At 66.0% G+C, this 26300-nt stretch carries 20 protein-coding genes and 2 pseudogenes; 3 read left to right on the top strand and 19 right to left on the bottom strand.

Annotation, left to right across the window (positions count from 1 at the left end; genetic code table 11):
• From icmH to tssA, 11 genes and pseudogenes are all read right to left on the bottom strand, one after another.
• On the bottom strand, positions 1 to 1326 hold the full coding sequence (gene icmH / locus X751_RS142385) for a type IVB secretion system protein IcmH/DotU (protein ID WP_023815185.1): 1326 nt from the start codon (positions 1324 to 1326) through the stop codon (positions 1 to 3).
• Positions 1327 to 1330: 4 nt separating this feature from the next.
• Positions 1331 to 2673 (bottom strand): annotated as a pseudogene (gene tssK, locus X751_RS07530) (type VI secretion system baseplate subunit TssK).
• Between the two features lie 160 nt (positions 2674 to 2833).
• Positions 2834 to 3286, bottom strand: a complete 453-nt coding sequence (gene tssJ, locus X751_RS142390; protein ID WP_023687030.1) for a type VI secretion system lipoprotein TssJ — start codon at positions 3284 to 3286, stop codon at positions 2834 to 2836.
• A 3-nt stretch (positions 3287 to 3289) separates the two neighbouring features.
• Positions 3290 to 4771 carry a type VI secretion system-associated FHA domain protein TagH gene (tagH, locus tag X751_RS142395; RefSeq protein WP_023729248.1) on the bottom strand — a complete coding sequence of 494 codons (1482 nt, stop codon included), beginning with the start codon at positions 4769 to 4771 and terminating at the stop codon, positions 3290 to 3292.
• Positions 4768 to 5811, bottom strand: a complete 1044-nt coding sequence (gene tssG / locus X751_RS142400; protein ID WP_023745572.1) for a type VI secretion system baseplate subunit TssG — start codon at positions 5809 to 5811, stop codon at positions 4768 to 4770. Before tssG ends, tagH begins: the two co-directional genes overlap by 4 nt.
• Positions 5775 to 7649, bottom strand: coding sequence for a type VI secretion system baseplate subunit TssF (gene tssF / locus X751_RS142405; RefSeq protein WP_023745571.1), 1875 nt, complete (start codon positions 7647 to 7649; stop codon positions 5775 to 5777). The genes tssG and tssF overlap by 37 nt, the downstream gene beginning before the upstream one ends.
• A gap of 3 nt (positions 7650 to 7652) precedes the next feature.
• On the bottom strand, positions 7653 to 8408 hold the full coding sequence (gene tssE, locus X751_RS142410) for a type VI secretion system baseplate subunit TssE (RefSeq protein ID WP_023745570.1): 756 nt from the start codon (positions 8406 to 8408) through the stop codon (positions 7653 to 7655).
• Positions 8395 to 8844 (bottom strand): Hcp family type VI secretion system effector, encoded by a 450-nt coding sequence (locus X751_RS142415; protein WP_023673716.1) that lies wholly within the window; start codon positions 8842 to 8844, stop codon positions 8395 to 8397. Before X751_RS142415 ends, tssE begins: the two co-directional genes overlap by 14 nt.
• Positions 8845 to 8896: 52 nt before the next feature.
• A complete protein-coding gene (tssC, locus tag X751_RS142420; protein WP_023682611.1) occupies positions 8897 to 10402 on the bottom strand; it encodes a type VI secretion system contractile sheath large subunit in 1506 nt (501 codons plus the stop codon).
• Between the two features lie 3 nt (positions 10403 to 10405).
• The gene (gene tssB / locus X751_RS142425) at positions 10406 to 10942 is read right to left on the bottom strand and encodes a type VI secretion system contractile sheath small subunit (protein ID WP_023673718.1); all 537 of its coding nucleotides are present in this window, start codon (positions 10940 to 10942) and stop codon (positions 10406 to 10408) included.
• A 6-nt stretch (positions 10943 to 10948) separates the two neighbouring features.
• Complete coding sequence (gene tssA / locus X751_RS142430) at positions 10949 to 12127, bottom strand: type VI secretion system protein TssA (protein ID WP_023745569.1); 1179 nt, start codon at positions 12125 to 12127, stop codon at positions 10949 to 10951.
• 323 nt (positions 12128 to 12450) lie between these two features.
• Between tssA and tssH the strand changes: the two genes are divergently transcribed.
• Positions 12451 to 15225: a type VI secretion system ATPase TssH gene (tssH, locus tag X751_RS142435; protein WP_031247180.1), complete on the top strand. Its 2775-nt coding sequence runs from the start codon at positions 12451 to 12453 to the stop codon at positions 15223 to 15225.
• On the opposite strand, the gene X751_RS142440 is transcribed toward tssH, so the two are convergent.
• The 7 genes from X751_RS142440 to X751_RS142460 form a co-directional block, all read right to left on the bottom strand.
• Complete coding sequence (locus X751_RS142440; protein ID WP_023745567.1) at positions 15226 to 16461, bottom strand: VWA domain-containing protein; 1236 nt, start codon at positions 16459 to 16461, stop codon at positions 15226 to 15228.
• Positions 16462 to 16463: 2 nt separating this feature from the next.
• Entirely contained in the window at positions 16464 to 18716 is a 2253-nt protein-coding gene (locus X751_RS142445) for a DUF5682 family protein (RefSeq protein WP_023745566.1), read from the bottom strand.
• A 4-nt stretch (positions 18717 to 18720) separates the two neighbouring features.
• Positions 18721 to 19800, bottom strand: coding sequence for an AAA family ATPase (locus tag X751_RS142450; RefSeq protein ID WP_023673899.1), 1080 nt, complete (start codon positions 19798 to 19800; stop codon positions 18721 to 18723).
• A 19-nt stretch (positions 19801 to 19819) separates the two neighbouring features.
• Positions 19820 to 19984 (bottom strand): hypothetical protein, encoded by a 165-nt coding sequence (locus X751_RS1000000168035; RefSeq protein ID WP_023756333.1) that lies wholly within the window; start codon positions 19982 to 19984, stop codon positions 19820 to 19822.
• A 7-nt stretch (positions 19985 to 19991) separates the two neighbouring features.
• Positions 19992 to 21329 carry a DUF5691 domain-containing protein gene (locus X751_RS07600; RefSeq protein WP_023745564.1) on the bottom strand — a complete coding sequence of 446 codons (1338 nt, stop codon included), beginning with the start codon at positions 21327 to 21329 and terminating at the stop codon, positions 19992 to 19994.
• Complete coding sequence (locus X751_RS142455; protein ID WP_023687040.1) at positions 21326 to 22729, bottom strand: SWIM zinc finger family protein; 1404 nt, start codon at positions 22727 to 22729, stop codon at positions 21326 to 21328. The genes X751_RS07600 and X751_RS142455 overlap by 4 nt, the downstream gene beginning before the upstream one ends.
• Before the next feature lie 98 nt (positions 22730 to 22827).
• A complete protein-coding gene (locus tag X751_RS142460) occupies positions 22828 to 23367 on the bottom strand; it encodes an Lrp/AsnC family transcriptional regulator (protein ID WP_023687041.1) in 540 nt (179 codons plus the stop codon).
• Positions 23368 to 23415: 48 nt separating this feature from the next.
• Here X751_RS142460 and X751_RS07615 point away from each other — a divergent pair.
• Both X751_RS07615 and X751_RS142465 read left to right on the top strand, forming a co-directional pair.
• A pseudogene (locus tag X751_RS07615) lies at positions 23416 to 24668 on the top strand (MFS transporter).
• 60 nt (positions 24669 to 24728) lie between these two features.
• Positions 24729 to 25148, top strand: coding sequence for a GNAT family N-acetyltransferase (locus X751_RS142465; protein WP_023692175.1), 420 nt, complete (start codon positions 24729 to 24731; stop codon positions 25146 to 25148).
• On the opposite strand, the gene X751_RS142470 is transcribed toward X751_RS142465, so the two are convergent.
• Entirely contained in the window at positions 25145 to 26260 is a 1116-nt protein-coding gene (locus X751_RS142470; protein ID WP_023745560.1) for an anhydro-N-acetylmuramic acid kinase, read from the bottom strand. The two genes, X751_RS142465 and X751_RS142470, sit on opposite strands and share 4 nt — an antisense overlap.
• Positions 26261 to 26300 lie beyond the last annotated feature (40 nt).

The following is a 26300-nucleotide window of genomic DNA, read 5'->3' as shown; positions in this document are numbered from 1 at the left end:
TCACAGCCTCTTTTCGACCAGCACTTCGACGCGGCGGTTCAAGGCCCGGCCTTCGCGTGTGCCGTCGTCGGCCACCGGATCGGTGGCGGCCCGGCCTTCGGAGCGCACGCGCTCCTTCGGCACGCCGTTCTGAATCAGGATATCGGCAATTTCCGCGGCGCGGGCTTCCGACAGCCGCTGGTTGGTGGACAGTGGGTTGGTCTTTTGCAAGGGAACGCCGTCGGTGTGGCCGACCACGGTAATATCGCCGATCAGCTCCTGGTTCTCGAGGATCACCTTGGCGACCGAGGCGATGAGCGGATCGAAGCCGTCTGTCAGCTGCGCGCGCGACGACTGGAAGAGTTCGGGATTGGAGGCCTGGATGACCAGCCGCGCCAGCGACACGCTCTCCGTGCCGCTCAGCGCTCTCTTGAGCTCGTCCGGCGCCGCGGCCTGGAATTCCGGCAGCAGCGCGAAATCCACCGCCACCGGCGGCGGCGCGTCGACCTTCGGCGAAGCGCGGGTGACATCCGTACGCGTCGGCGGCGGCAAGGCGCGAACCAGCGCCGAAAGCTCGACCGCCTGGCTGCTCAGGCTCATCGACAGGCCGATATGGATGGCGGTGGCGATCACCGCCGCCGCCGCAACCATCACCCAGATCGGCACGATGAAGCGCTGCGGTTCGTCGGAGGCGATCACGCCCTTCCAGTTGGGCGACAGCGGTGCGCCTTCGGCGTCGCTGTCGCGCAGGAAACGCGCTGCAGCCACCCGCACCGCATTGAGCGAACGGTCGCCGGAGCGGCCCGGCACTCGATATTTGCCGCGGAAGCCGAGCGCCATGCAATGATATTGCAACTCCAGCATTTCGCGGTCGCGATTGGGATGGCGTTCAAGCTCTTCGAGCCGGGCGAAGAACTGCGCGCCGGCATCGACGTCGCCGCGCAGCATCACCACCAGCGGCTGGCGTGGCCACGCGCTGGCTCCGCCCCACGGCGTATTCAGCGCCAGATCATCGAGCAACGCAGCCACCAGCCACGCGGCCTGGTCGGCGCGCTCGAGCGAGGAGCCCTGCGCCATGGTGGTGTCGCGGCAGCGCACAAGTTCGTCGAGCAGCCTGGTGCGCAGGGCTTCCGGGTTCTCCGGCGGCTGCGCGTTTTCGAGTTCGGGTGCAAATTCCAGCAGCGGCGAGAACGCGTTGACGAGCACGTTCGGATGCGCGCGCGCGGAGCGTTTCGCGGTCACCCCTGACGCCGGCAGCGGCATGGCGCGCGGCGTTGGCGCTCCGCTCAGCCGAATGCGCGTCCGCTCCCGATCCTCGGACAGTCCGAATGGATCGTCCCTGCTCATCATCTCACCTGTTGACCGAGTAGCAGTCGACCTGCGGTTCGCTGGGCAGCACGCCCGAAACGCCGATCACGAAACCCGGCGCTTCGAGCAGCGAGGCCCAGTGCTCGCTTTTCTGGTCCAGTTCGAGACACAGCCGGTCGCCGTCATAGGGAATTTCGCGCGGCTGCGAATGAAGGGGCTTCAGCGGAATGNCGGAATGCCGGGCAGGCGTGATTTCCACAGCCCTTCGAATTCGCTGGCCGAGCCGACCGTCGCCTGGTTGACGAAAATCTTGCGCAAGGCATCCTCCGACAGTTCGGAGCCGATCCGCACCACGATGCGGCTCGCCACCAGAAGTTTCGGGTTGTCGATGCGGATCTTCCACACATTGGTTGCATGGCGCATGACCGGCAGGGCGCGCGATTTCGGCTCGATGTAGCGCAGGCTGAGGATCAGCGAGCGCAGCGCATCGGCCAGCGCCGAATAGGCGGGTCCGGGCGCCATGTGGTCGTAGACAGGCAGTTCGCCGAGCCGCCTTGCGCTCGAACCGTAGGTCGCCATCGAGCCGGCAAGGCCGGCAAGTTCCATGTAGACCTCAGCCGGATGGAAGACATCCTGCGCCAGCATGTGCGCCAGCCGCGGCCGCGCGGCGTTGACCAAATTGAGGATCAGAAGATCCTCGACGCTGCGCCCGGGGCCGCCCAGCACCATCTTGCCATGCGCCTCGGCGATCTGGTCAAGGCCGGTGACCACTTCCTGCAGCAGGCGGCTGTACCAGGACGCCGCGCCGATGACCAAGGTCGGCGGCAGGAAGGTGTCGTCCAGGGCAACGCCGCCATCGGCGCGCACGCCCTTGAGTTCGGCCACCGGCAGCGCGGTGTAGCCGCCGACGGCCGTGCCCGGCGCCAGCAACAGCGCCTGCGGCCGTGCGATCTCGATTTCCTCAGGATCGGAGCCGCCATGCACGGCGTCGCGCACCGAGACGATCCGGCCGCGATAGCGTGCGCCGGACGGCTCGGCGTGAGCCGGGTCGAAGCCGACGCCGCCGGGCGGTTCGAGCGGCAGTGCGATCAGCACTGGCCCCGCGCCCATCTCCGGCGTCACCGCCAGCGGCCGCGGCGCATCCATCGTCTCAGGGATCGCGAACGGCGTCCCGTCGGGAAAGATGCCGCGCGCCGAAAGCACCGAGATCTGGCCGGCATCGAGCTGTGCCTGATCGAGCATCAGCGTTCGAAAGCCGAACGTATGCAGATGCCCGGCCTGCAAGGCGCCGCGCACCGTCGCTTCGAAGAAGCGGTCCTGTTGCTGGAAATGCTGGGTGCGGAGGAACAGTCCCTCCGACCACAGCACCCTGTTTGCATCGCTCATGCCGACACTCTCTGCTTCCTGCTCATCGCCTCGCGCGGCTTTGCGGATTTCGCCGCCCAATGCATGTCGCTCAAAAGTGGTCACGGTTTTGAGAGAACGACATGCATAAAAACAAAGACCTAAAGCGCGTCGCCTGGATCGCGTTCAAACGCGACGCGCTTTAGGCGGAAATGCCGCCGCTGCCGAGCTTCACATTGACGGTGAACTTCGATCCCGGCGAAACCGATTTGGTCGTACGCCAGTTGCGCCCGCCGGGTTCCCTGATCAGCGCGACGAAGCCGAGTGCTGCCACTTCCGGCTCGACCGTGATGGTCTTCGATGCGGTCTTGCCGGGTCCGACGGAAATCGTGTCGGAGCCGATGAGATCGCCGCCAAGTGCGGAGCCGGCACCGCCCTGCAGGGCGAAATAGTCGGCCGAATTGAAGGCGCCGGTGCTCTTCAGCCGTAAGACCATTACCGTTACCGGCCTGTCGCCGCCGCCCGGTCCCGGGTTCATGCCGGCCCCACCGGCCAAATTGACCGTTATGACGGAGGGTTTAGGCGGGCCGCTCTGGCAAGCCGTCAGCAGTCCCGTAGCCCCGATGGCCAGAATGAATTCGCGTCTGTCGATCATGTCTCAGTCCTCCTCATATGCGTCCCTAAAATCAGCGCCGATTTCGCCCAGAAAGCGCGTCTCGGCGCTGTGAGCGATTTCACGGTGGCGTTTCTGGTACAATTCCCAGAGCTTGGCGCCGCGCCCGCCGGTCAGCAGATTGCCGATCGCCGAACTCGACTTCAGTTCCTGCTCGATCGCGGCCGGATCGAAGCGGTCGATCATGCGCTTGAGCGCGCCTTGCACGCCGCGCCAGGCACGAACGTGGTGCTGCGCCAGATCGCGCACCGCGTCCTTGATCGCCGCTTCGGCGCCGAGGAAACCGGGGCTGCGCTCGGCCAGCATGGTCACCAGAGCATCGTCGACCGAAGGCAGGAATTTGAGCGGGTTGACCTCGGACGCGCCAACCACGGTCTGGGCGACGCGGGCGTTGCCCTTCTCTTCGGCGCGCTTGCGCAAAAGTTGCATCAACCCTTCCATCATCAGCCGGTATTCGCGGCCGAACTTCTCCATGTCGGCCACCGGATCGCTGCCGGGAAAATCGGACTCGCCCATGCCCATGCCGCGCAGGAAAGCGGCGCGCAATTCCGCGTCCGCCTGTCCGGTCGACGGCCGCGCAGCAGCTTGCCGGACAGGAGCACGTGGTGGCGGTGGAGGCGGGGTTGGCGGTGGCCGCTGTGGCGATGCCTCGGCCGCGCGGACCGGCAGATCCCAGGGCGCCGGGGCAGGCGAGGGCGCATCCACTGCGCCGCCATCCGTCGCGCCTGCGTCGAGACTGGTGGACTCGGCCGGGCCAAAACCAAACCCGTCATCGTAGGCCGGCGGCTGCTCGGAACTGGATCTGCTCGGCTCTCTCGACAGCGGTGCGGAATCGAGGCCGAAGGGATCGTCGAACAGCGGCTTGCCAACACCCTTGTCGGGGGCGGTCTCGGCCACCGGCGTTGCCACAGGGTCGAGGCTGAACGGATCGTCGAACGCCTGCGAGCTGCGTTCATCGGACCGCGCACGCGCGAATGCGCCGGGCACCGGCTTTTCGAATGGATCGGGCAGGTTGGCAGGGCGTGGCCGTCCCGGCTCTTCTTCCGTGGTGGACGAAAAGAAATCGTCGCCGCCGAGGCTGACCGGCGCCCGCGACGCCGCCGGCTTACTGGCAGGCGCTGAAGGCCTGGAGGCCGGCGCCTCGGTCTTCGCCGTCTGCAAATCGACCCACACCACATAGTCGCCCAGTCGCAGTCGCATGCCGCTTTGCAGGCGCGCGGTATTTCCCGCGCCGAGCGGGCTGGCGGCATCGTCGATGAACAACCCACTGCTGGAGGTATCGGTGACGAAATAGCCGCCCTGCTTGCTGGTGATCTTGCAGTGGGCGCGCGAGACGAACATGTCGGGATCGTTGATCTGCCAGTCGGCGTCGGCGCTGCGGCCGATTACCAGCTCGCCCTCGTCCAGCCGCGCCTGCCGCGTGACTTGCGCGCGTGGTCCCTGTTCGAGAGTCAGAAGCAGGCTCATGCCGCCACCTCTCCCCGCCAGCCGACGATGGTCCGCAACCGCATGTCGTCGGCGTCCCCCTTTTCGACCGGTCGCGCCAGCCAGGTGGTGCGGGCAAGCTGGACGGTGCCGAGCTTCGCCGGCGGCACTGCCTTTGCCGCAAGCACGATCCTGAGATCGACATCGATGGTCTCGCCGATCAGGTCGCGCACCGCCTGCTTCAACAGCTTCAGCTGCTCACCGCCCGGCAGGAAGGCCTTGTAATCGATATAGCTGAGCGCGCCGATGCGCAGCTCGATGCGGCTCTGCCGGCTGAAGCTGCGCGGGCCGATGGTGGCGCTGCGGCCGAGCGTGGCATAGCTGCCGGCAAGCCGCGTCTGCAGCGCCTTGGGGATGGTCATCCAGGCCGCGACGAACTCCTTCAGCACCACCGGCACTTTGAAGGCTTCGGCCAGGAACAGCGTCAGTCGCTCGGGGCCGTCGACTTGGGCAGCGAGCGAGGCGGCCTGGCGAAGTTTTACTGTATCGAGTTCGGCATCCTGCGTGCCCGGCAGCCCGATGCCGGCCATCGCTTCCAGCATGGAACGGACGCGGCCGCCGACACCGCGTTCGACCTGCACGGCCGGATGCGCATCCGCCCAGGCGCGATAATAAAGCGCGATCATCCGGTGCTGCAGGATGTTGACGAAATCGACGAAGGTCGTGTCGCTCGTTTGCCGCGCCTCGGCGCCTGCATACCAGCGCTGCGAAAGCCGATCGAGCACCCAGCGCGTCAGATGCAGCGGCATCGGCCCTTCAGGCCCGAGCAGGCCGAGATTGTTGACCGTCACCCGCGCCGGCGACTTGTCGGTCGGCTCGCGGAAATCCACCACGTCCTGCACCGCGAAGGACAGCCGCACATTCTGGCCGAGCCTTGCCGGCTCGCGATCCGGCCGGCCGGAATGGCCGAACAGGCCGCCTTGCCGCTCAAGCCGGCGCAGCAGTTCGAAAAAGTCGAAACTCTCGGACAGGGTTGCGGCTCGCTCTAGATCAGGTAGCGATTGCCGGGCGTCATCGGCCATGGCACATCCTCCTGTTTCTGGAGCAAGCGCGTGCGCGTGCGCACGAACCCGTTTATTCCGGCATGACGGGCAAACAGCCGCGACAGCAGGCCCGACAGCAGCAGAGTGCTCTGTCCCGCCAGCACCGACTGGTCGACATGCAGCGTCACTTCCGTGCCGCGGCCGAAGCACATCGGCCCTTCGATCGCCAGCCTTTCGATCACCGCGCGCGAGTCGATGCGCACGATCGAGCGCACATTGCGGGCGAGCCCGGGGTCGCCGCGCTCGGCATAGAGATCGAGCAGCGCGTGCAGCGGATCGACGCCGCGGCCTTCCTTGGCCATGCTGAGGAAGTTGAGCGCCAGCTGTGACACCAGTCGCCAGGCCAGGTCGTCGGCGCGCGACTCGCCGTCGGCGCCGGTCGGCAGCGCTGCCGGGATCGCCGGCTGCGGCGAACGCAATGCGCCGAGCAGCCGGACCGTCTCCACAGGGTCGCCGGCTTCCAGCGTCAGGGTCGGCGTGTCGTCGAGGATGGCCAGGTCGCGATTGGTGCAAAGCGCCATGATATCGACGCGCTTGAGCGGCCTGTTGGCCTGGCTGTGGACCGGGCGCGAGATCGCCAGGAAGACGTCGTCGCCGGCATAGGAGGTGCGGGTCACCCCCTGGCGCCGCTCGTCCTCGGTTGGCCGGCGCGGCCGCCGCTCGGTCGAATAGACCCAGCCGCTGCCGCGGTTTTGCCCGAGGCTGAACAGCTCCGGTATCTCGGCATCGGGCCCCTCGGCATCGGCGTCCTCGACGCGGATGACCCGGTAGATTTCAAAGTCGCGCGCCCGCGTGCGGTCGGCATGCAGCACCTGGCGCGTCTTGCGCTGGTCGAGCTCGACGATGTTGCACTCGCGCTCGAAGAGATTGATGATCGGGGTGGCGAAGAGATCGAAATCCGCCGGCGTCAGATCGGCGAGTTCGGGCACCGGACGCCGGAACAGGAAGATGATTTCGAGCCCGGCCTGGCATTTGCGCACGACCGGCAGCAAGCCGGTGACGCGCCCATAATGGAAGCGCTCGGGCATCATGAAATATTCGCGCAGCAGGCGGTAGCCTTCGAAGGTCGGCCGCGTGCGCGGCATCAGCGCCTCGGCATCGGCAATGCCGACCATCTCCGGCGGCGGTAGCGGCGACAATGGATTGGTCTTGCCTTCCGGTCGAGCGCCGACACCAGAGCAGACTCCGAAGATGGCGTCGAAGATCAGCGGCGCCTTGGTGCGGTTGGCGAAATAGAAGTCGAGCCGGTCGAGCGCCAGTTCGTCGAGCTTGCCTTTGCCGGTCCGCGCCAGCGTGATGCGAAGTGCCGCTTCGCCGGCCTTGCCGGCGATCGGGCCGATGCCGGCGGCGGCAAGCGCGCTGCGGTCCTGGAAATAGCCGACCGAACTGATCGCGATCGGAAACAGCGTCATGTCCTGCGCGGTGGTGAAGGTGCAGCGTGTCGACAGGCCAGCCTGCAGGCTGGAGACCAGCCGCGTGCCGCGCTTGACGATGTGGCCGGCAAGCATTGTCTGCACCTGCTGGCCGGGCTTCAGCACCACCATGGCGGTTGCCGGCACCGGCGTGACGAGATCGGGATAAAGCACGTCGAGGATGCTGCGCGAAAACCGCGAGCGCTCGGCATCCACCTTCAGGCGCGTGCGCGCGGCGAGGAAGGCGACACCGTCGAGCAGCCGCTCGACATAAGGGTCGGGACACGGCACCGTATCCAGCGACAAATTGCGGGCGACCGCCGGATGCATGTCGGCGAACTCCGCCGCCAGCCCGCGTATGTGGGACAGTTCCTCCTCGTAATATTCTACGAAGACCCGGTCCATCTCTCAGGCTTCCCTGAACTCGGTGCGCGCCAGTCCGTTGTCGAGATTGATTGTCGTGCGCAGGCGCATGCGCTCGGGCGTCGGCGTCATGATCAGCACGGCGTCGATCTCGATCTTCAGGCCGGTCTTGTCGCCGAGGTTGACCGTGACTTTGGTCGCGCTCTCCTTCAGCCGCGGCTCGAAAGTGGCGAGCACGGCGCGGATCTCGCGTGCCAGAACATCGCGATCGAAGTCGCGCGACGACCGGCCGGAGAAGGACGGCACGCCATAATTGACAACGCTGCGGCGCACCTCCGGAAAGTCGGCCAGCGATGTCGGACTGTCGGTCATCTGCTCGGCCTCGAGATCGGATAGCAGCGGCGCGGACTCGTAACGCTCGGTGTTGAACAGCGCCTCGATGTCGCGCCGCACGGCCTCGCGCAGCACATCGGGCGACACCACGATGCCTCGGCTTTCAAGCTCGCCACGGTGCCGGTTCTGAAACGCCAGCCGATGCAGCCGGCGCTTCTGATCGGGGTTCAATGCGTCATCGGCGTCGATGCGCCTCGGTCCGTCTGCCAGCAGCTCGTCCAGGCGCTCTGCGCCAAGCTCCTCCTGCAGAGCCTGCCTGAGCCCGTCTATCTCCGAGCTCAGGCCCGGCAGATCGTTGACGAGGCGGTCCCACAGCGAAGGCTGTACCGCCTCGCGCTTGGCCCGTGAACCGCCCGCCTGTACCTTGTCGGCGGCAGGGCGCTTTGCTCGCCCCTCACTTGCCGACATAGACATCCATTTCGGCTTCGTCATTGTCGTCATAGACGAACTTGATCTTCTTGTAGGCGAAGGAGACTTCCTCCTGGATCAGGTCGGCTTCATCATCGGCCTGCGACATGTCGTATTCCATGATCGAGGCGTCGGTCAGGGTAACGACCAGATAGTCCTTGCTCTCGCCGTCGATGGTCCGCCGCGCGGAGAATTTGACCTCGTCCAGCGCCTTGTTTTCGAACAGGGCCTTGGCCAGATAGGGTGAGGCCTTGTCATAGTGCTTGGTGAACTTGATCATGCCCATTGACACGCGGCCTCGGCGCGAGAGGGAATTGGGGTCGTAGGGCGCGACCATCTTGTAATCGACGCCATGGATTTCGATCTCGTCGTCATGGCCGTCGCGTGTGCTGGGCCCCTTGATATCCGGAACTTTCAGAAAACCGTCGATCTTCATTGTGGGCATTTTCGTTCTCCACCGCTTTCAAACAAAGGTTTGGTTGCTGCAATCAGGTCTTCACGGACGGCAATTCCGACACCAGCCTGAGCGAGGCGTTGATGCCCTCCAGCTGGTAGTGCGGGCGCAGATAGAAGCGGGCGTTGTAGTAGCCCGGCCGGCCCTCCACGCTGTCGACCTGCACCTCGGCGGCGGCAAGCGGACGCTTGGCGCGCGCCTTGTCGTCGGCGAAGGCCGGGTTGGCCAGCACGTACCGGTTGATCCATTCGGTCAACCAGATCTGCATGTCGGTGCGTTCCTTGAACGAGCCGACCTTGTCGCGCGCAATCGCCTTGAGGTAGTGGGCGAAGCGCGAGACCGGGAACAGATAGGGCAGGTTGGCGGAGAGCCGCTCGTTGGACTGGGCGTCGGGGTCGACCAGGCGGCCGGCCCGCGTCTCGTCATCCTGCAGCGAATGGGCGCCGATAAAGGCCGCGAGATCGGTGTTCTTGCGGTGCAGGATCGGCATCAGCCCGAGCTTGGCCAGTTCCGCCTCGCGCCGGTCGTCGATGGCGACTTCCGTCGGGCATTTCATCGCGATCGAGCCGTCATCGGTCGGGAAGGAGTGCACCGGCAGGTTAAGCACAGTGCCGCCATTTTCGACGCCGCGGATCTGGGTGCCCCAGCCATAGAGCTTGTGGCTGCGGTTGATGTTGACGCCCATCGGGAAGGCAGCGTTCATCCAGACATATTTGTTGTGATCGCCCTGCACTTCCTCCTCGAAGGAGAAGCCCTTGACCGGGACTGTCTCCGAGCCGTAGGGCAGCCGCGCCAGCACGCGCGGCATGGTCAGCCCGATATAGCGCGCATCCTCGCTCTCGCGCAGCGATTGCCACGAGGCGTAGGCCGGGTTGGAGACGATCTGCTGCAGGTCCTGCGGGTTGGGCAGTTCCTGCCAGCTGTCCATGCGGAACAGCCGTGGCGAGGCGGCGGCGATGAACGGCGTGTGCGCCGAGGCGCAGATGCCGGAGATGTTGCGCAACAGGCCGACGTCGCGCGGGTGGTTGGAGAACTCGTAGGCGCCGATGACGCAGCCGATCGGTTCGCCGCCGAGCATCGAATACTCGTCGGTGTAGACTTTCTTGAAGATCGGGCTCTGGTCCCACATCTGGCCTTCATAGTCTTCGAGCGTATCGGCCAGCTGCTCCTTGGAAATGTTCATCACCCGGATCTTCAGCTTCTGATCCGTCTCGGTGTTGTTGATGAGGTACCAGAGGCCGCGCCAGGTGCCTTCCATCTGCCGCACTTCCGGCGCGTGCAGGATTTCGTTGACCTGGGTCGTCAGCATCTTGTCGATACCGGCGATCAACGACTTGATCGACTTGATCGAGTTGGACGAGATCGTCGTCGTCTCGGAGCGCGACTGCGCCGCCAGAGCCAAGTTGCGCACCAGCTGCTGCAGCTTCTCGCTGTCGTCCTTCTTGACCTTGAAGTCCTTCTCCAGCAGCTGGCTGAATTCACCGAGATCGACGGCCTCGGCCTCGGCGACGGATGCTGCGGTCTTTTGCTGTTCGGCCATGATCTATTCCTCACCCTTGTCGTCGGACAGCGCCTGGGCGGCGATCTGGCCAAGCAGCGGCTGGTTGTTCAGCAATTGGGCGATGCGCTTTTCGGCATCGACGCGGCCGTCCATGAAGCCGAGCAACTCCTCGAGCTGGCGCCGCATCTTGAGGATTTCGGCCAGTTGCGGGACCTGTTCGGCGATCTTGTCGGGGGCGAAATCGCCCATCTTGGTGAAGGTCAGGTCGAGCGCCAGTTCTTCGTCGCGCTCCTGTCCCTCGGCCTGCGGCAGCGTGTTCTTCACCCGCGCCTTGACCCTGGGTCCCAGCGCTTCCATGAATTTGGGGAAGCGGTTGGCATCGGTCTCGACAAAGGAACGGTCGAGCACCGTCTTGGACGCTTCCCTGGTCTGCGATGCGCCCGACAGGTCGGCCATCACGCCCATGACGAACGGCAGTTCGATCGTCGTCGGGCTGCCGTAGGTTTCGACATCGTAGGCGATCTGCACGCGCGGGGCGCGATTTCGCTCGATGACCTTCGCTTTGCTTTCGGCTGGCATGTGTTGCTACCTTTCATCCTTCTGGGCAGTCTTCTTGGCGTCTGGAACGCCGGCGAGCAGCCGGAATTCCTTGAGCCCCGACGGGGCGAGGTCTTCCATCAGTTCAACGAAATCCATGTGCACCATCCTGCGCACCCGGCGGGCGAGATGCGGGATCGGGCTCGACGGCTCGGTGCGGTCGTAGAACGCGACCACAAGGTCGAGGCACTTCACCACATCGTCGCGCGAGGAAATCCTGTCCGGGAGCCCCGCACCGGTCTCCGCGTAGCTTGCCATCGTCTCGGCTCCATGACCGTTTCTGACCGGCGCGGCCGGGCTTGCCGCCGCAGCAGCCGGGCTGGCCGCCCCCTTCGTCGCTGCCTCTTCCGTGGTCTCGACCGCCGTATTGCGTTCCAGCGTCGTCAGCACGCGCTGCAAAAATCGTTTCAGGTCCGGGACGGCGGCCCCGTTGCTGTCAAAGCGGGCATTCAGCGCCGTATCGACCGCGTCGAGCGCCTCGATCGCAGCGTGCGCCCCGGCGATGAGCGCCGTCATCTGTTCACCGGCCTGGTCCTGATGGGCGGCACAACCGCTGCCCACCCGGTTCAGGAGCTGTCCGTGCGCGCTGACCAGCGCTGCCTTCTCCGTGGCATTCAATCCCGACGCCGCTTCCTGAAGCATGACGCGATCGTCGAGCGCACCCTGTTCGAGATCGCGTCCGCTGATCGGCCCGATGGGACGCGGCGCGAAGAAGACCATCTCCCTGAGGTTCGCCAGCAGGCCTTCCTGGCCGTTCTGCAGGTCGGCCAGCGCGTTGAGGCGGCGCAGGGCGGCCTCGCGTGGTTGGGGGCTGGCGCGCAGCGCCGGGTGCATCGTCTCCCAATGCGTCTCGAAGGTCCTTGCAATCAGGGTCAGGCCCTGTGCCAGTCCGGCCAATCCCTCTTCATTGGCCAGCGCCCGGGCGACAATGACAAGCAGGCGCAGGTCGCGGCCATGCGAACGCAACTCCTCGGCCTTGCCGAGCACGGCAGGCCAGTCGACCGGAATGGTCGATTGCGCGGCTGGCTTGTTGCGCCCGTCATGGACGACCTTGACCTGCGGCTCCGTGAGCCGCTCCAGCTCATGAAAAGCCGGATCGTTGCGCAAGTCTTCGCCTGACGGATTTTCACCGTCCAGCGGAGCAAGCCAGAGTGCGAGATCGATCACAGATACCCCCGGCGACCGGCTCTAAAACCGTACGTGACCCAACGTTAGCACACGGTTGCATATTCCCACAATTCGCCATCCGCTCAAAAGTTAACGAGCGCTAATGAATGTCGGTGCAACTGCGTCTCGGATGGCGCAATTCATGGCGTGCCTGGCCAACCTCGTATGTGAAGCGCATCGCATAGGATTAGAAAAAATCGTGGTTGTCTGCATTTGGCGGCGCGGAACTCTCCACAAAGAGAAAGGCCGGCTGCATCAAGCGCTTTGTCAAGCGGCTGCTTATGTGGCAGGCTGTCGACGGGCAGATTGCAGGAGCACGTTCGATGGAACAGCGCCGGTCGTCGCAGGGGTTCAAACGCAAGGAACTGGTTGGCAAGCTCAATCCGGTCTGCCTGCGCGCCTTCAAGGCCGCCGCCGACAGCGCCAAGCTGCGCGGCAATCCTTACGTCGAACTCGTCCATTTCATAGAACAACTGGTGCTGTCCGAGCGTTCGGATGTGCAGATGATCATTGCCGATGCCGGCGTCGATGCCAGCCGGCTTACCAGCGAAATGACCCGCGCCGTCGACAAGCTGCCCTACGGCGCCACCTCGATCGAGGAATTTTCCGACCACATCTTTCACGCCATCCAGGAGGCCTGGAACCTGGCGACGCTGGAATTCGGCATGGAGGAGGTCCGCAGCGCCCATATCGTGCTCGCCTGCCTGAAGACGCCGGTGCTGGAAGGCCTGGTGGCGAAGATCAGCGGCGAATTCGACAAGATCGACGCCGACGGGGTCATCGCCCGCTTTGCCGAGGTGGTGGACGGTTCGCTCGAAGCCGGCGCCACGGCAGCAGTGGCTCCCACCGCGGAGGCGCCGCGGCGAGCTCCGGGCGGGGACTCCGCGCTGGCCAAATACGCCACAGACCTCACCCAGCGCGCCCATGACGGCAAGATCGACCCGGTCGTCGGCCGAGACCCGGAGATCCGGCAGATCATCGATATCCTGATGCGGCGCCGGCAGAACAACCCGATCCTGACCGGCGAGGCCGGTGTCGGCAAGACCGCGGTGGTCGAGGGCTTTGCCCTGCGCATCGCCCAGGGCGACGTGCCGCCGCCCCTGCAGGGCATCAGCGTGCGTATGCTCGACGTCGGCCTGATGCAGGCTGGCGCCAGCGTCAAGGGCGAGTTCGAGAAGCGCCTGAAGGCGGTGATCGACGAAGTTCAGTCATCCGAGACGCCGGTCATCCTGTTCATCGACGAGGCGCACACGCTGATCGGCGCCGGTGGTGCCGCCGGAACCGGCGATGCCGCCAATCTCTTGAAGCCGGCGCTGGCGCGCGGCGAATTGCGCACCATCGCCGCAACCACCTGGGCCGAGTACAAGCAGCACATCGAAAAGGACCCGGCGCTGACCCGCCGTTTCCAGGTGGTCAAGATCGATGAGCCGTCGGAAGCGGTCGCTGTGCTCATGCTGCGCGGTGTCGCCGGCGTGCTCGAACAGCATCACGAAGTGCAGATCCTGGACGAGGCGATCGAGGCGGCGGTCGGCCTGTCGCATCGCTACATCCCGGCGCGGCAATTGCCCGACAAGGCGGTCAGCCTGCTCGACACCGCTTGCGCCAGGGTGGCGATCTCGCAGCATGCGACGCCGGCCGAGGTCGAGGACATTTTGCGGCGCCGCCAGGCGCTCGAGGTCGAAAGCGGCATCATCGGCCGCGAGGCCGCGATCGGCATCGAAGTAACTGACCGGCAGGCGCGGGTCGAGGCCGGGCTCACTGAGACCGGGACCATGCTCGCCGCCGCCGAGGAGCGCTGGGAGCGCGAAAAGGCGCTGGTTGCCGAGATCCTCGAACTGCGCGCGCGGCTGCGCGGCGACGGCGTGCCGCTCGATGCGGTGGCGACAGCCGAGACCGATGCCGAACCAGCAGCGCCGGACGAAGAAAAGACCAAGGTACCGAAGGCCGAGACGCCCAAGGCCGAGACGCCCGAGACCGAAGCGCCGGCTGCCGAAGCTGCGCCGTCAGATCCTGCCGCCGATCTGGCGCGGCTGCGTGAACTCATGGCCGAGCTTGCCACCGCGCAAGGCGAGACGCCGCTGATCCTGCCGTCGGTCGACCGCAATGCGGTAGCTGCCGTGGTCCAGGACTGGACCGGCATCCCGACGGGACGGATGCTGTCCAGCCAGACCGAAAAGGCGCTCAAGCTGGCCACCACGCTGTCCGAACGTGTCGTCGGCCAGGATCACGCCATGGAGATGATTGCCAAGCGCGTGCAGACCAGCCGCGCCGGGCTCGGAGCGCCGGAAAAGCCGGTCGGCGTGTTCCTGCTCTGCGGCCCCTCGGGAGTCGGCAAGACCGAGACGGCCCTGGCGTTGGCCGAGACGCTCTATGGCGGCGAACAGAACCTGATCTCGATCAACATGTCCGAATTCCAGGAGGCGCACACCGTCTCGACGCTCAAGGGCGCACCGCCCGGCTATGTCGGCTACGGCAAGGGTGGCATTCTCACCGAGGCCGTGCGCCGAAAACCCCATTCGGTGATCCTGCTCGACGAGGTCGAGAAGGCGCATCCCGACGTCCACGAGATCTTTTTCCAGGTCTTCGACAAGGGCATGATGGATGACAGCGAGGGAAGGCGCATCGACTTCAAGAACACGCTGATCCTGCTGACGTCCAATGTCGGCTCCGAAGTCATCATGGAGCGGACCGGCAACGGCACGGTGAGGGCAGGGCTCGACGGCCTCGATGCTGCACTGCGCGCTCCACTGCTGAAGGTGTTTCCAGCGGCCTTCCTCGGCCGCGTCGTGACCATCCCTTACTATCCGCTCTCGGATTCGATGATCGAGGCCATCACCCGCCATCAGTTCGGCAAGATCGCGCGGCGGCTGCGCGCCAGCCACGACGCCGAACTGGTGATCGGCGACGGCGTCATGGCGCTGGTCAGGGCGCGCTGCACCGAAATCGAGTCCGGTGGCCGCATGATCGACGCCATCCTCACCAACACGCTGTTGCCGGAACTCAGCCGCGGCGTGCTGAACCGGTCGCTCGACGGCGAGAAGATGACCAAGGTGACCGTCAGCGCTTCCACTGACGGGTTTGCCTATTCGTTCGAATAGTCAGGCCTGACTGCTCGGCTCCGTCTCGGCGCGGATCAGCTTGATGTCGGCGCCGGCTGCCCAGGCGCCGATATCCTCGCGCCGCAACGCCGCCGCCATCATGTCGGGAAACAGGTCCGGCGTGCAGGCGAAGACCGGTATGCCAAGTGCCGCGACCGAAGCCGACATCGCCGGATCATAGCCCGGCCGGCCCTGATCGGTCAGCGCCAGCAGCACGATGACATTGACGCCGGACCGGACCAGCGCCGCAAGCCGCCGCAGCAAGTCCTGGCCGTTGCCGCCCTCATAGAGGTCGGTGATCAGCACGAAGTGGGATTTGGTCGGCCGCTCGATGCGGTCGGCGCAATAGGCGACCGCCTGGTTGATGTCGGTGCCGCCGCCGAGCTGCACGCCAAACAGCACCTCGACCGGGTCGCTGAGCTCTTCGGTCAGGTCGACGATGGCCGTGTCGAAACAGACCAGCTTGGTGCGCACGACCGGCAGCGACGCCATCACCGCGGCGAAAATCGAGGCGTAGATCACCGAGCTCGCCATCGAGCCGGACTGGTCGACGCACAGCACCACTTCGTCGAGATCGACCAGCCGGCGTTGCTTGCGCATGAAGCCGACCAGTTTTTCCGGCACGACGGTTTTGTGCTCAGGCTGGTAGTGGCGAAGATTGGCCGAGATGGTGCGCGGCCAGTCGATGTCGCGTTGGCGCGGCCGGTTGGTGCGTCGCGACTTGTCGAGCGCGCCACGGATCGCCTCGGCGGTCTTCTGCTCCAGCCGCTGCATCAGCTTGGCAACGGTGTCGGCGATGATGGTGCGGGCGATGTCCTTGGTCTTGGCCGGCATCACCGAACGCAGCGAGATCAGGTCGGCGACGAGGTTGACGTCGGCCTCGATCGCCTTGAGGAATTCCGGCTCCATCAGCATCTGCTTCAGGTTCAGCCGCTCAAAGGCATCCTTCTGGACGATCTGGACCACCTGGGCGGGAAAGAAGGAGCGGATATCGCCCATCCATTGCGCCACGCGTGGCGCCGAGCGGCCGAGCCCGCCGCGCCGCTTGCGCGGGTCGGCATCGGCATTGGCGCCGTCGCCGTAAAGCGCATCGAGCGCCGAAGACAGTTTTTTGTCATCACTGGAAAGGGCGGAGGAAGCCTCGTCATCGGCGCCGATCGCCAGCCGCCAGCGGCGCTCGCGCCCGCTATCGGAGGATGCTGGGCCGGGTTCGGGCACTTCGGCTTCGTCATCCATTGTCACACTCCGCCCGCCAGCAATGGCCCAAGCCGCTCCAGGTGACGGCGCCAGCCCTCGCCGCCATCCGGCGCCGGCGTCAGGCCGGCCGGCAACCTTGCGGTGCGGCCGAGCACGGCCTCGATCAACCGCTGCCGCTCCATCGAGTCCAGATTGGAGAAGACGCGGCGCAGCAATGGCAGATGCGCGATGAAAGCTTCCTCGTCGAGCGATTTCAGCCACCCATCGACGGCGCCGCGCAGGCCCTCGTCGTAGATCAGCCGCTGGCCGGCAGTGCTGAAGAAACCTTCGAAGAACCCCGCTGCCTGGGCGACCGGCGTCCCCGGCGACAGCCTGCGTCCGAGCAGCCCGGCGGCGTCCTCTGCCGACAGTTGGCCGGCTTCATAGAGCAGATGCGCGGCGCAGCCGGCGAGCAGCGCCGTCGAGCCCGGACCTTCCAGCACGCCGGTCAGGCCGTTGCGCCATGCATCGAGCACGCCTTCGCCGGGCTCGACCAGCCGGATCGCCGTGTCGGCCTTGCGCACAGCACCGACCAGCGTGGTGGCGGCCTGCTCGTCCAGGTCGCGCACCGCATAGGGCAGCGCGATCGCGCCTTCGACGATCAACCGTTCCAACAAACCGGACAGCCGGTTGGTTTCGGTCTTGCGCGCCTCGCCGTAACGGATGATGTCGGCAAGCGGCGGCACCGAGGCCAGCATCTCCAGGCATTCGCTGCTGTGCGCTGCGCGCGCCTCCAACGCTACAAGGCCGGCGCTCGCGGCCTCCGACAGATCCGCCGTAATGGCGCTCTGGACAAGGGCGGCAAGCGTGTCGAGGCTCGCGGCCGCACCGAGCATCTGGATCAGGCGGGCATTGGCGGCCTTTTCGATAGTCGGGCCGTAGATCAGGTTCTCGACCAGGCGCACGGCATATTCCGGCTCCCAGGCCAGCGTCCATTTTTCGCGAAAGGTGCCGCGGCTGCGGCCGGCGTCGGCCAGCCTGCCCCATTGCACGCCAAGCACGTTCAGCCGGTGCAGCAATGTCGAACGAAACAGTCCGCTTTCGCTGCGCAGATCGACCGACAGCTCGCGTTCCAGCGCCTCCGGCTTCAGCCGCGCCGCCTTCTGGTTGCGCTGCAGGTCCTCGATCAGCGGCGCCAGCGGCGTGTCGGGCGGAATCTCGCCGACATCCGCGCCCAAAAGCAGCTCGGCCTCGACCAGCGCCCACAGCACCGCTTCGCCGTTGAACAGCGCCGCGATCGCGGCATCGCGCAATTCCTCGAAGCCGGGCTTCGGCCGCTCGCGAATGGCAGCCAGTGTGCGCGCAAGCCGCTCGGCCTCGATCAGCGACGCGGTCGACACCAGATGGCCCTTCGCCCGCAGCACCGCCGCGATCGTCGCCAGCCACAGCGTCGCGGCGTCGCGCCGCCCTCGTGTGCGCCACAGATGCTTGCACCAGCCGGGCGCGACGACGCCAGCGCCATAACCATAGCCCAGCGCAAGACGCGGCCCGGTCCATGGCGCCCATGTCATGATGCCTTTGCGCCGGGCAATTGCCTTGATCAGCGCCTGGTCGTTCTTCTGCGTGTGCGCGGCCTGCAGGGCCGGCACATGCCATGCGCCGCAGACGACGGCGATCGGTCCGGCGAATTCCTTGCGCGCGGCAGCGATTTCCAATCGCATATGCGCTTCACGCTTGGCCTCGAACGGCGCGATCGCACCTTCGCCGTCGCGCAGCGTCGTCATCGCATCGGTGATGGCAGCGAAGATTGGACCCGGCTGCGGATTCTGCTCGATAATGTCGGCCCACCAGCTTTCGCCATCTTCATAGCCGGCGGCCGCAGCCAGCGTGCCGATCGGGTCGCGATGCGATGCGGGCTCGCCATCCTCACCGGTTTCGTCCTTGGGTTCGGGCTTGTCGGCGTCAGCCGTTTTGTCGGTGCCGTCAGTTGCCGGTGCCGCGAACCGAGCCGATGACGGCAGGTCGATGAACCGCAATGCCGCCTTGTTCTCCACCGCCCACACCGCCGCCTGGTATTCCGGCGAGAACTCGGCGAACGGCCAGAAACTTGTCGCGGCCGGGTCGTCCTCGGGGTAGCAGAGCAGCGCCACCGGCGGCTGCATCTGCGGGCGCGCCAGCAATGGCAGCAGGGCGGACGCGTCGCTCGGCCCTTCGATCAGCACCGCGACCGGCTGCAAGTCCCGCAGCGCCTGCACCAGGCTGTCGGCGGAGCCCGGCCCGTGATGGCGGATGCCGAAATAGGCGACGTCGCTCATGACCTCAGATCGCTGCGTTCAGCGCCGCGTAATAGCCGGCATAGTCCGGCCGCTTCTTGAGCACCGTTTCGAGATATTCCTCCAGCACCACCTTGTCCTGCACCGGGTCCTTGACGATCGCTCCGACAAGGCTGGCGGCGAGGCCTTCGGCGCCGAGTTTGCCGCTGTCGAACCACGCCGCCTGGCTGAGGCCGCCGACCATGGTGGCGATCGCCTCGGCGGTCGACAATGAACCCGAAGGCGTCTTCAGCGTCACCTTGCCGTCAGCGGTTGCGCCCGAGCGCAGCTCGCGGAAAATGGTCAGCACGCGCGCAATCTCCTCGCCGACATTTTTCGGCACCGGCAGGTCGAGGCCGCCGGCCATCTCGTCGACCCGCTTGGAGACGATCGCCACCTCTTCGGCCATGTCTTCGGGCAGCGGCAGAACCACCACATTGAAGCGGCGCTTGAGCGCCGAGGACAGCTCGTTGACGCCCTTGTCGCGATTGTTGGCGGTGGCGATGATGTTGAAGCCGCGCTGGGCATAGAGCGAGGTGTTGAGCTCCGGGATCGGCATCATCTTTTCCGACAGCACGGTGATCAGCGTGTCCTGTACATCGGAGCCCATGCGCGTCAACTCTTCCAGGCGGCATAGCTTGCCGCTCTCCATGGCGCGGTAGAGCGGCGTCGGCACCAGCGCCTCCTGGCTCGGCCCTTTGGCCAAAAGCTGCGCATAGTTCCAGCCGTAGCGGACCTGGTTCTCGTCGGTACCGGCCGTGCACTGCACGATCAGCGTGGAATTGCCCATGATGGCGGCGGCGAGATGTTCCGACACCCAGGATTTTGCGGTGCCGGGAACACCGAGCAGCAGCAGCGCGCGGTCCGTGGCGAGTGTCGCCACCGCCGTTTCCATCAGTCGGCGGCGGCCGACATATTTTGGCGATATCACGGTGCCGTCGCTTGCCTTGCCGCCGAGCAGGTAGGTCAGAACGGCCTTTGGCGAGAGGCTCCATCCCGCAGGTTTTTGCTTGTCGTCATTGCGCGCCAGCGCCTGCAGTTCAGCGGCATAGGCCTGCTCGACGGGGAGGCGGATGGCTGCGTTCATGGTGCTGTTCTCCGGATTGTCATGGGTTGGTTCCCGTCAGGGCCGCGTTGAGGCGCAGGAAAGCGAGCGAGGCTGCCGCCGGCGGCATGCCGGCCGCAACGACATGCTCGATCAATTTTTCCGCTGTCGCCGCAGTGGCCAGAAAGCCCAAAGTTTCCAACAGGTCGTCGACGGTTCGCTTCATCGCGTCATCATTGCCGGCGACAGCCGAACGCAACACCGCCAAGCTCTGGCCGTTCGTCAGGTCGGGCCAATCCAGCCANGTCATCATTGCCGGCGACAGCCGAACGCAACACCGCCAAGCTCTGGCCGTTCGTCAGGTCGGGCCAATCCAGCCAGTTGGCTTCGAAGCCCTCGGCAAGGGTGAGCGTGCTAACATACTGCGGCGTATCTTTCAGGATCAATCTGACCAGGACACGCTTCCTGCGGCTATCCAGGCGCGGTGTCAGGTGCAGCACGAACAGTGCCGGCTTGCCACCCTCGGCGATCAGCGTGTCGGCCATCTGCGTTACTGCAGCGTCGCTGCCCGACGCGGCGACCATTCGTGAGATCTGGATGTCGGCATTGTTGTCGGCACCGAACTGCCAGGCTGCAATGAAATCGGGTTCGCTGACCCCAAATCGGGAAGCAAGGTCGACCAGATTGCAGGTCTCGAACAGTTCGGCGCGGCGCTTTTCCTGCGCCGGGGATTTGAGTTTTGCCGGGGTGTAGGTGGTGCGGCGGCGGATAAAGCCGGATTTGCCTTCTGCGATGAAGGCGGCAAGTTCGGCAACGGGATCGTCGGCACCGCCACCAACACGACCGTGCTCGCCCAACCTCGCCAGCAGCCGGCTCGCCAGTTCCTGCACCTTGCCGGAGCGGTCAGTGGCCAGGCTTTTCAGGAACGGCGCGTCCTCAGGCGTCAGGCCGAAATGCATGAGTTCGATCAGTGCCAGCCGGACTTCCGCCGGCTCGCCGGGCGCCTTCGCTTCCATCAGGCTGCGGGCCGTGGCCGGATCGCGACGGCGCATCTCGGTCAACGCGATACGGCGCGCGGCGGGGTAAAAGTCATCCCAGTTCTGCACCGTCAGTTGCTCCTGCGGCGCAATCTTCAGCCCCTCGACGCTGGCCTGCCAGTCGATCCACGGCGCATAGATGTCAGGGCTGTTCTGGTCTGATGCCGACGGCATCCAGTCCATCGGATGCAGCACGTAGCCACGGCCGGCGACGAGCGTCGCCACGCGCGCCTTGCGCCGCGCATCGGCGGCGTTCTTCAGGGCCGCCCGCAACAGCGGCCGCAACCGCTCCGGCAGCAGCGGCAGGCCAAGCCTCGGCAGCGGCGGGCGCCGCTTCAGCGTCTTCGGCGCCGACGGCCGCAGGCCGACATCGAGCGCCTGCGCCGCGATCGCCAGCAGACGTCGCTCCCGTTCGTCTGGGCTTGCGCCACCCGCGATCTCCTTCCATGCGGTTGGCGCCAGATCGAATGCGGTTCCGCCGGTGATCCAGCAGTCGCGCATCGTCGCCAGGCCGGTTAGTTCGAGCTCGTTCATGACAGATCGAGCCTCCCGAAGCCGCTTTGCGCGGCCAGCAGATCGAGCCGCGCGCCGTTCCAAAGCGCTGCCGTGGCCGCGAGGTCGAGGCCAAGCACGGTCTGATCGACGGTCCCGCTAACAGGCAGGGCGATCCCTTGCGGGTCGTGCGCCGCTTGCCACCAGGCGGTGCCGCGCTCATCGAGCAGGATCGCGCCGGCAGGCAGCATCAGCGGGCTATCGGTCGACCAGGGCGCTGCGTCCTGGTGCGCCGCATGCGCCGCGAGCGGGTCCTTGACAGCGTCGAGGCCGAAATCCGGCCAGGCGCCCGACACGACGTCGCCCTTGCGCTCCGCCACCAAGGCCCGCAGTGGCTGGCGCGACGGGTAGAATACCAGGCGGGCGTGGAACCGGTCACCGGGCGTGAACGCCGCCGAGCGGCGGCCGGCCGAAGCCGGAAAGAAATCGAGCAGCAGCGCAAACTGCGGCGTCGGGCTTTTCAGATCGAGCAGCCAGGTCGAATGGCTGACGAGACCGTCGCGGCGGGTCTCGATCTTCTCGCCTACGACCTCCCAATGGCTGTCGACCTGCTTCGCGTCGGGACTGGACAGAACCTGGTCGCGGGTTTCGGACGCCGACACCAGTCGCTTCAGCTCGGGATCGTCGGGCGCCGAGCGCCAGGCTTTGGCCAGCAGCACCAGCTTGCCGAGTTCGCGGATCGCCGCGTCCGGCCGTTCCTCGCTGCGCAGCGCCATTAGCCGGGCCGGGATTTCGTCGATGCGTCCGGCAAGCGCCGTCGCCTTCATGTCGACAAGCCGCGCCGCAATGCGGCGGCAGCGCTCGCTGCTGGCGTCGGCAAAGGCGGAAAGGCCGAGCCGCAGCTGGTCGGCAATCCACTGGTCGAGTTCGTCCAGCGCGCCTGCCACCGCGGTGCGCGTATCTTCCGCCCGCTTGCGCTGCGCCGTCTCGCGGCGCTCCGTCGCGGCGGCGTCATCGACGGTGCTTTCCTCTGCCTGCGAGGCCTCGCCAATGCTCTTGCCAGACGCGCCCCTGCCAGACTTTGCGTCGACCGGCGGGGGCGCACTCTTCCTGCGCCGGCCAAGCCAGTCATTGACCCATTCCGGCGTTGTTTCGGCTGATGTGAAGCTGGCCGGCGCCGTGGCGGCGATCCACATCAGCGCCAGCGTGTGCTTGCAGGGAAATTTTCGCGACGGGCAGGTGCATTTGTAGCCGTGGTCGCCGGTGTCGACGACGGTGCGATAGGGGTTGGATCCCGAGCCCTGGCATTCGCCCCAGATCAGCGCCTGCTGCTCGTTCTTCTCCAGCCGCGGCCAGTTCGAGCGCTTGGTGAGCTTCGAGGCGGCGCTTAGCGACGCCTGATCGGGGGCCAGCGCCTCGATGGTTTTCAGTTCGAATTCCAAGCCGCGCCTCTCGTCACCCCAAATCAATGCCTGGCATCAATATAGGGTGCCGTTTGTGAAGGATTGTTGTGGCCCCGGCAAGACGAAGATAGCGCAGATCAGTACAACGGCGTGGCCATATGCCGGGGCGTCGGCCATTGCGCCGTGATCTCGGGCTGCACCGGGCGCTCGAGATAGGTCGACAGCACGACATAGCTTCGCGTCGAGGTGACGCCGGGCGTTTCGTAGAGACGCGCCAGCAGGCCTTCGAGCGCCCTGGTGTCCTCGGTGCGGACCTTGAGAAGCATGCAGGTGTCGCCGGCCACCGAATGGATTTCCTCGACCTCAGGATATTGGGAGACGGCCATCAGCTCCGGTGTCTTGCCCCAGCCCTTGGTATCGATATGCACGAAGGTGAGCAGCGGCTTCTTCACCGCCTTCGGGTCGATGATCACAGCCGTGCCGCGGATGGCGCCGCTGCGCCGCAGGCGCTTGACCCGCTCATGCGCCGCCGGCGGCGAAAGGCAGACGCGTTCGCCAAGTTCGGCGTAGCTGATCGTCGCATCCTCGACCAGCACGCCTAATATTTTTCGGTCGATTGCGTCGAGCTCGCGGGGAGCTACCTTGTTCTGCAGAACCCCATCTGTTTCTTCGTCCATATCGAAATTCCTTGTTGTCGCGGAATCCAGTTCGGCCATTATGACCCGATGACGAACGCGCATCAAGCTGCAACGCTCCATCAGCCGATCCCGGCGCTGGCCTACCTCCTGACCGGCTGCATCGCCGTCATCGGCTCGAACTCGCTGGTCCTGGGTCCAATTGCTCCGGCAGTCGCCGCATCCTTCGGCACCAGCGTGCCGGCGGTGATGGCCGCGTCGGCTGCCTTCGGTCTCGGCACTTNGCAGTCGCCGCATCCTTCGGCACCAGCGTGCCGGCGGTGATGGCCGCGTCGGCTGCCTTCGGTCTCGGCACTTCCGCCAGCGCTTTGTTCCTCGCCCGCTATATCGACGGCGTCGGCGCCCGCCGCATGCTGCAGGGCGCTCTGCTGTTGCTGGCGGTCGGGCTTCTCGCCAGCGCGCTGGCGCCGACGGTGATCATGCTGGTCGCGGCCCAGGCCGTCGCCGGCATCGCCGCCGGCGTCGCCATGCCGGCCATCTATGCCAGTGCAGCGGCAATTGCGCCGCCCGGCCGCGAAAGCGGCACGATCGGCGTCGTGCTGACCGGCTGGACGGTCTCCATGGTGGCCGGCGTGTCGCTGTCGGCCGTGCTTGCCGATCTCGTGCACTGGCGCGCCGTCTTCGCCGCCGTCGCGGTGCTTTCCGCCATTGCGCTTGCTGCCTTGTCGATGACCTCGCTCAGCGACGTCAGGAAGAGCGGCCCGGCGCCGTCGCCGTTCGTTGCGCTGGCCATTCCGGGCATCGTGCCGCTGCTCATCGCCTGCACCGCCTTCATGACCGCTTTTTACGGCGTCTACGGCTATCTCGGCGATCATCTGCACCAGGATCTGGGCGAGCCCGTCAGCGCCAATGCGCTGGCCGCACTCGCCTACGGCGCCGGCTTCGGCGCCGCGGCCTTCCTCGACGGCGTCATCGACCGCATCGGCGCACGGCGCGTCATGCCTTTCGCCTATCTGCTGGTCGCCGTCGTCTATGTCGCGATCGCGCTCGCAAGCAGCAATTTCGTGCTGATCCTGGCTATGATCGCCATCTGGGGCCTTGCCAATCATTTCGGCCTGAACGTGCTGGTGATGCGCCTTACCGCGCTCGATCCGTCGCGCCGTGGCACCATCATGGGCCTGAACAGTTCGGTCACCTACCTCGCCGTCTTCATCGGCACCACCAGCTTCGGGCCGCTTTATTCATCGTTCGGCTTTGCCATCTGCGCGATCGTCGCCGCCGTGCTGATGCTGGTTGCGGCAGCAGCGGGGTCATGGCGGTCGCCTCCGCCCATCAAGCCGTAAAGCTTGCGTCCTCATCCCGTCCTTCGCTAGAGCTTGGCTTGCCATGCGAGCCCCGCCCGGATGAAGACGACGCTTGAAACCACTGCCGACCCCTCGTCAGACGACCTCGCCTTCCTGGCCGAGCGGCTGACGGCGTTCAATGACGGCGATGTCGGCCCCTCCGGCCGCAAGCCGATCGCGGTCTTCGTTCGTGACGAGCACGGCGCTGTCGTCGCCGGCATTTCGGGATACACCGCCTGGGGCTGGCTCTATGTGCAATGGCTGTGGGTCGACGAACGCCTGCGCGGCCAGCATATGGCCGGCGACATGCTGGACGCTGCCGAGCGCGAAGCAGTCGCCCGGGGCTGCCAGACCGCCTGGATCGACACGTTCAATCCGACAGCGGCCAAAGTCTATGAGCGGCAAGGCTACCGGCGTTTCGGCGAGCTGCCTGACTTTCCCATCGGCCGCAGCCGCATCTTCCTGCAGAAGAAGCTCTAACCTGCCAGCCGCCCGCCTTGCATCGGCCGCGGCACGCCGGTGGTGCTGGGAAAGCTGATCGGCAGGCCGCGCAGCACGCGCACGGCAAGGAAGGCAAAGCATTCGGCCTCCACCGCATCGCCTTTCCAGCCCAGTGTCTCGGCCTGCACCACCTCGACGTTGGCGCGCCTCGCCAGCATCGCCATCATCGTCGGGTTGCGGCGGCCGCCGCCACTGACCGCTAGGCGCTTCGGCCGGCGCGGCAACAAATCGAGCGCCTTGCCGACGGCCGAGACGGTGAAGGCCGTCAGCGTCGCCGCCCCATCCTCTGCGCTGAGGCCGTCGGCCATGGCGGCGCCGAAGTCGAAACGGTCGAGCGATTTCGGATAGGGCTTGGTCAGATACGGATGCTGGAGCAATTTGGCCAGCCGCACTTCATCGACGGTGCCGGCCGCGCCTAGTGCGCCGTCGCGGTCCATCTCGCCGAGGCCGTTTGCCTTGATGAAATCGTTGAGCGGCGCGTTGGCCGGGCCAGTGTCGAAGGCGACGATGTTGTCCTTGCCGTCCCACCAAGTGACGTTGCCGACACCGCCGAGATTGAGCACAGCGGTGTCCCCGCTGGCGTCGGCTTCCCTCAAAAGCGCCGCGTGGTAGGCAGCCGCCAGTGGTGCGCCCTGGCCGCCGCCGCGCACATCGTCCGAGCGGAAATCATAGGCGACCTTGGCGCCCAGGATCGAATGCATCAGCTCGCCGTCGCCCAACTGGCGCGTATCGCCGCGCCGCCCGGGTTGCGGGGCACGATGCAGCACGGTTTGGCCGTGAAAGCCGACCACGCCGATATCGCCCATGGTCAGGCCGTTGCTTTCGACAAGGTCCTTCACCGCCGCCGACTGCGCCCGCGTCAGCGCCTCCTCGGCTTCGGCAAAGATCGCCGGCTCCGGCCCGTCGAAATTCCACACCCGGGCCTGACGCAGCGTCTCCTCCAGCAAGGCACGGATCGCTGCGGGGTAGGGGGCCAGCGTATAGGTGCCGAAATCGGCGATCCGCTCGCCATCGGTCTTGATCAGCGCCACGTCGATATTGCCGTCAAGCACGGTGCCGGTCATCAGGCCGACGGCCCAGATTGGTTCCACGGTCGACTCCCTTGCGACACCGTTTGCGATTCCAACGCAA

Origin of the sequence: Mesorhizobium sp. LNJC394B00 (assembly GCF_000502555.1) — a bacterium.
Taxonomy (GTDB): Bacteria; Pseudomonadota; Alphaproteobacteria; order Rhizobiales; family Rhizobiaceae; genus Mesorhizobium.
Note: the sequence above shows the minus strand (reverse complement) of the source record. Positions and strands in the feature narration are given on the sequence as shown.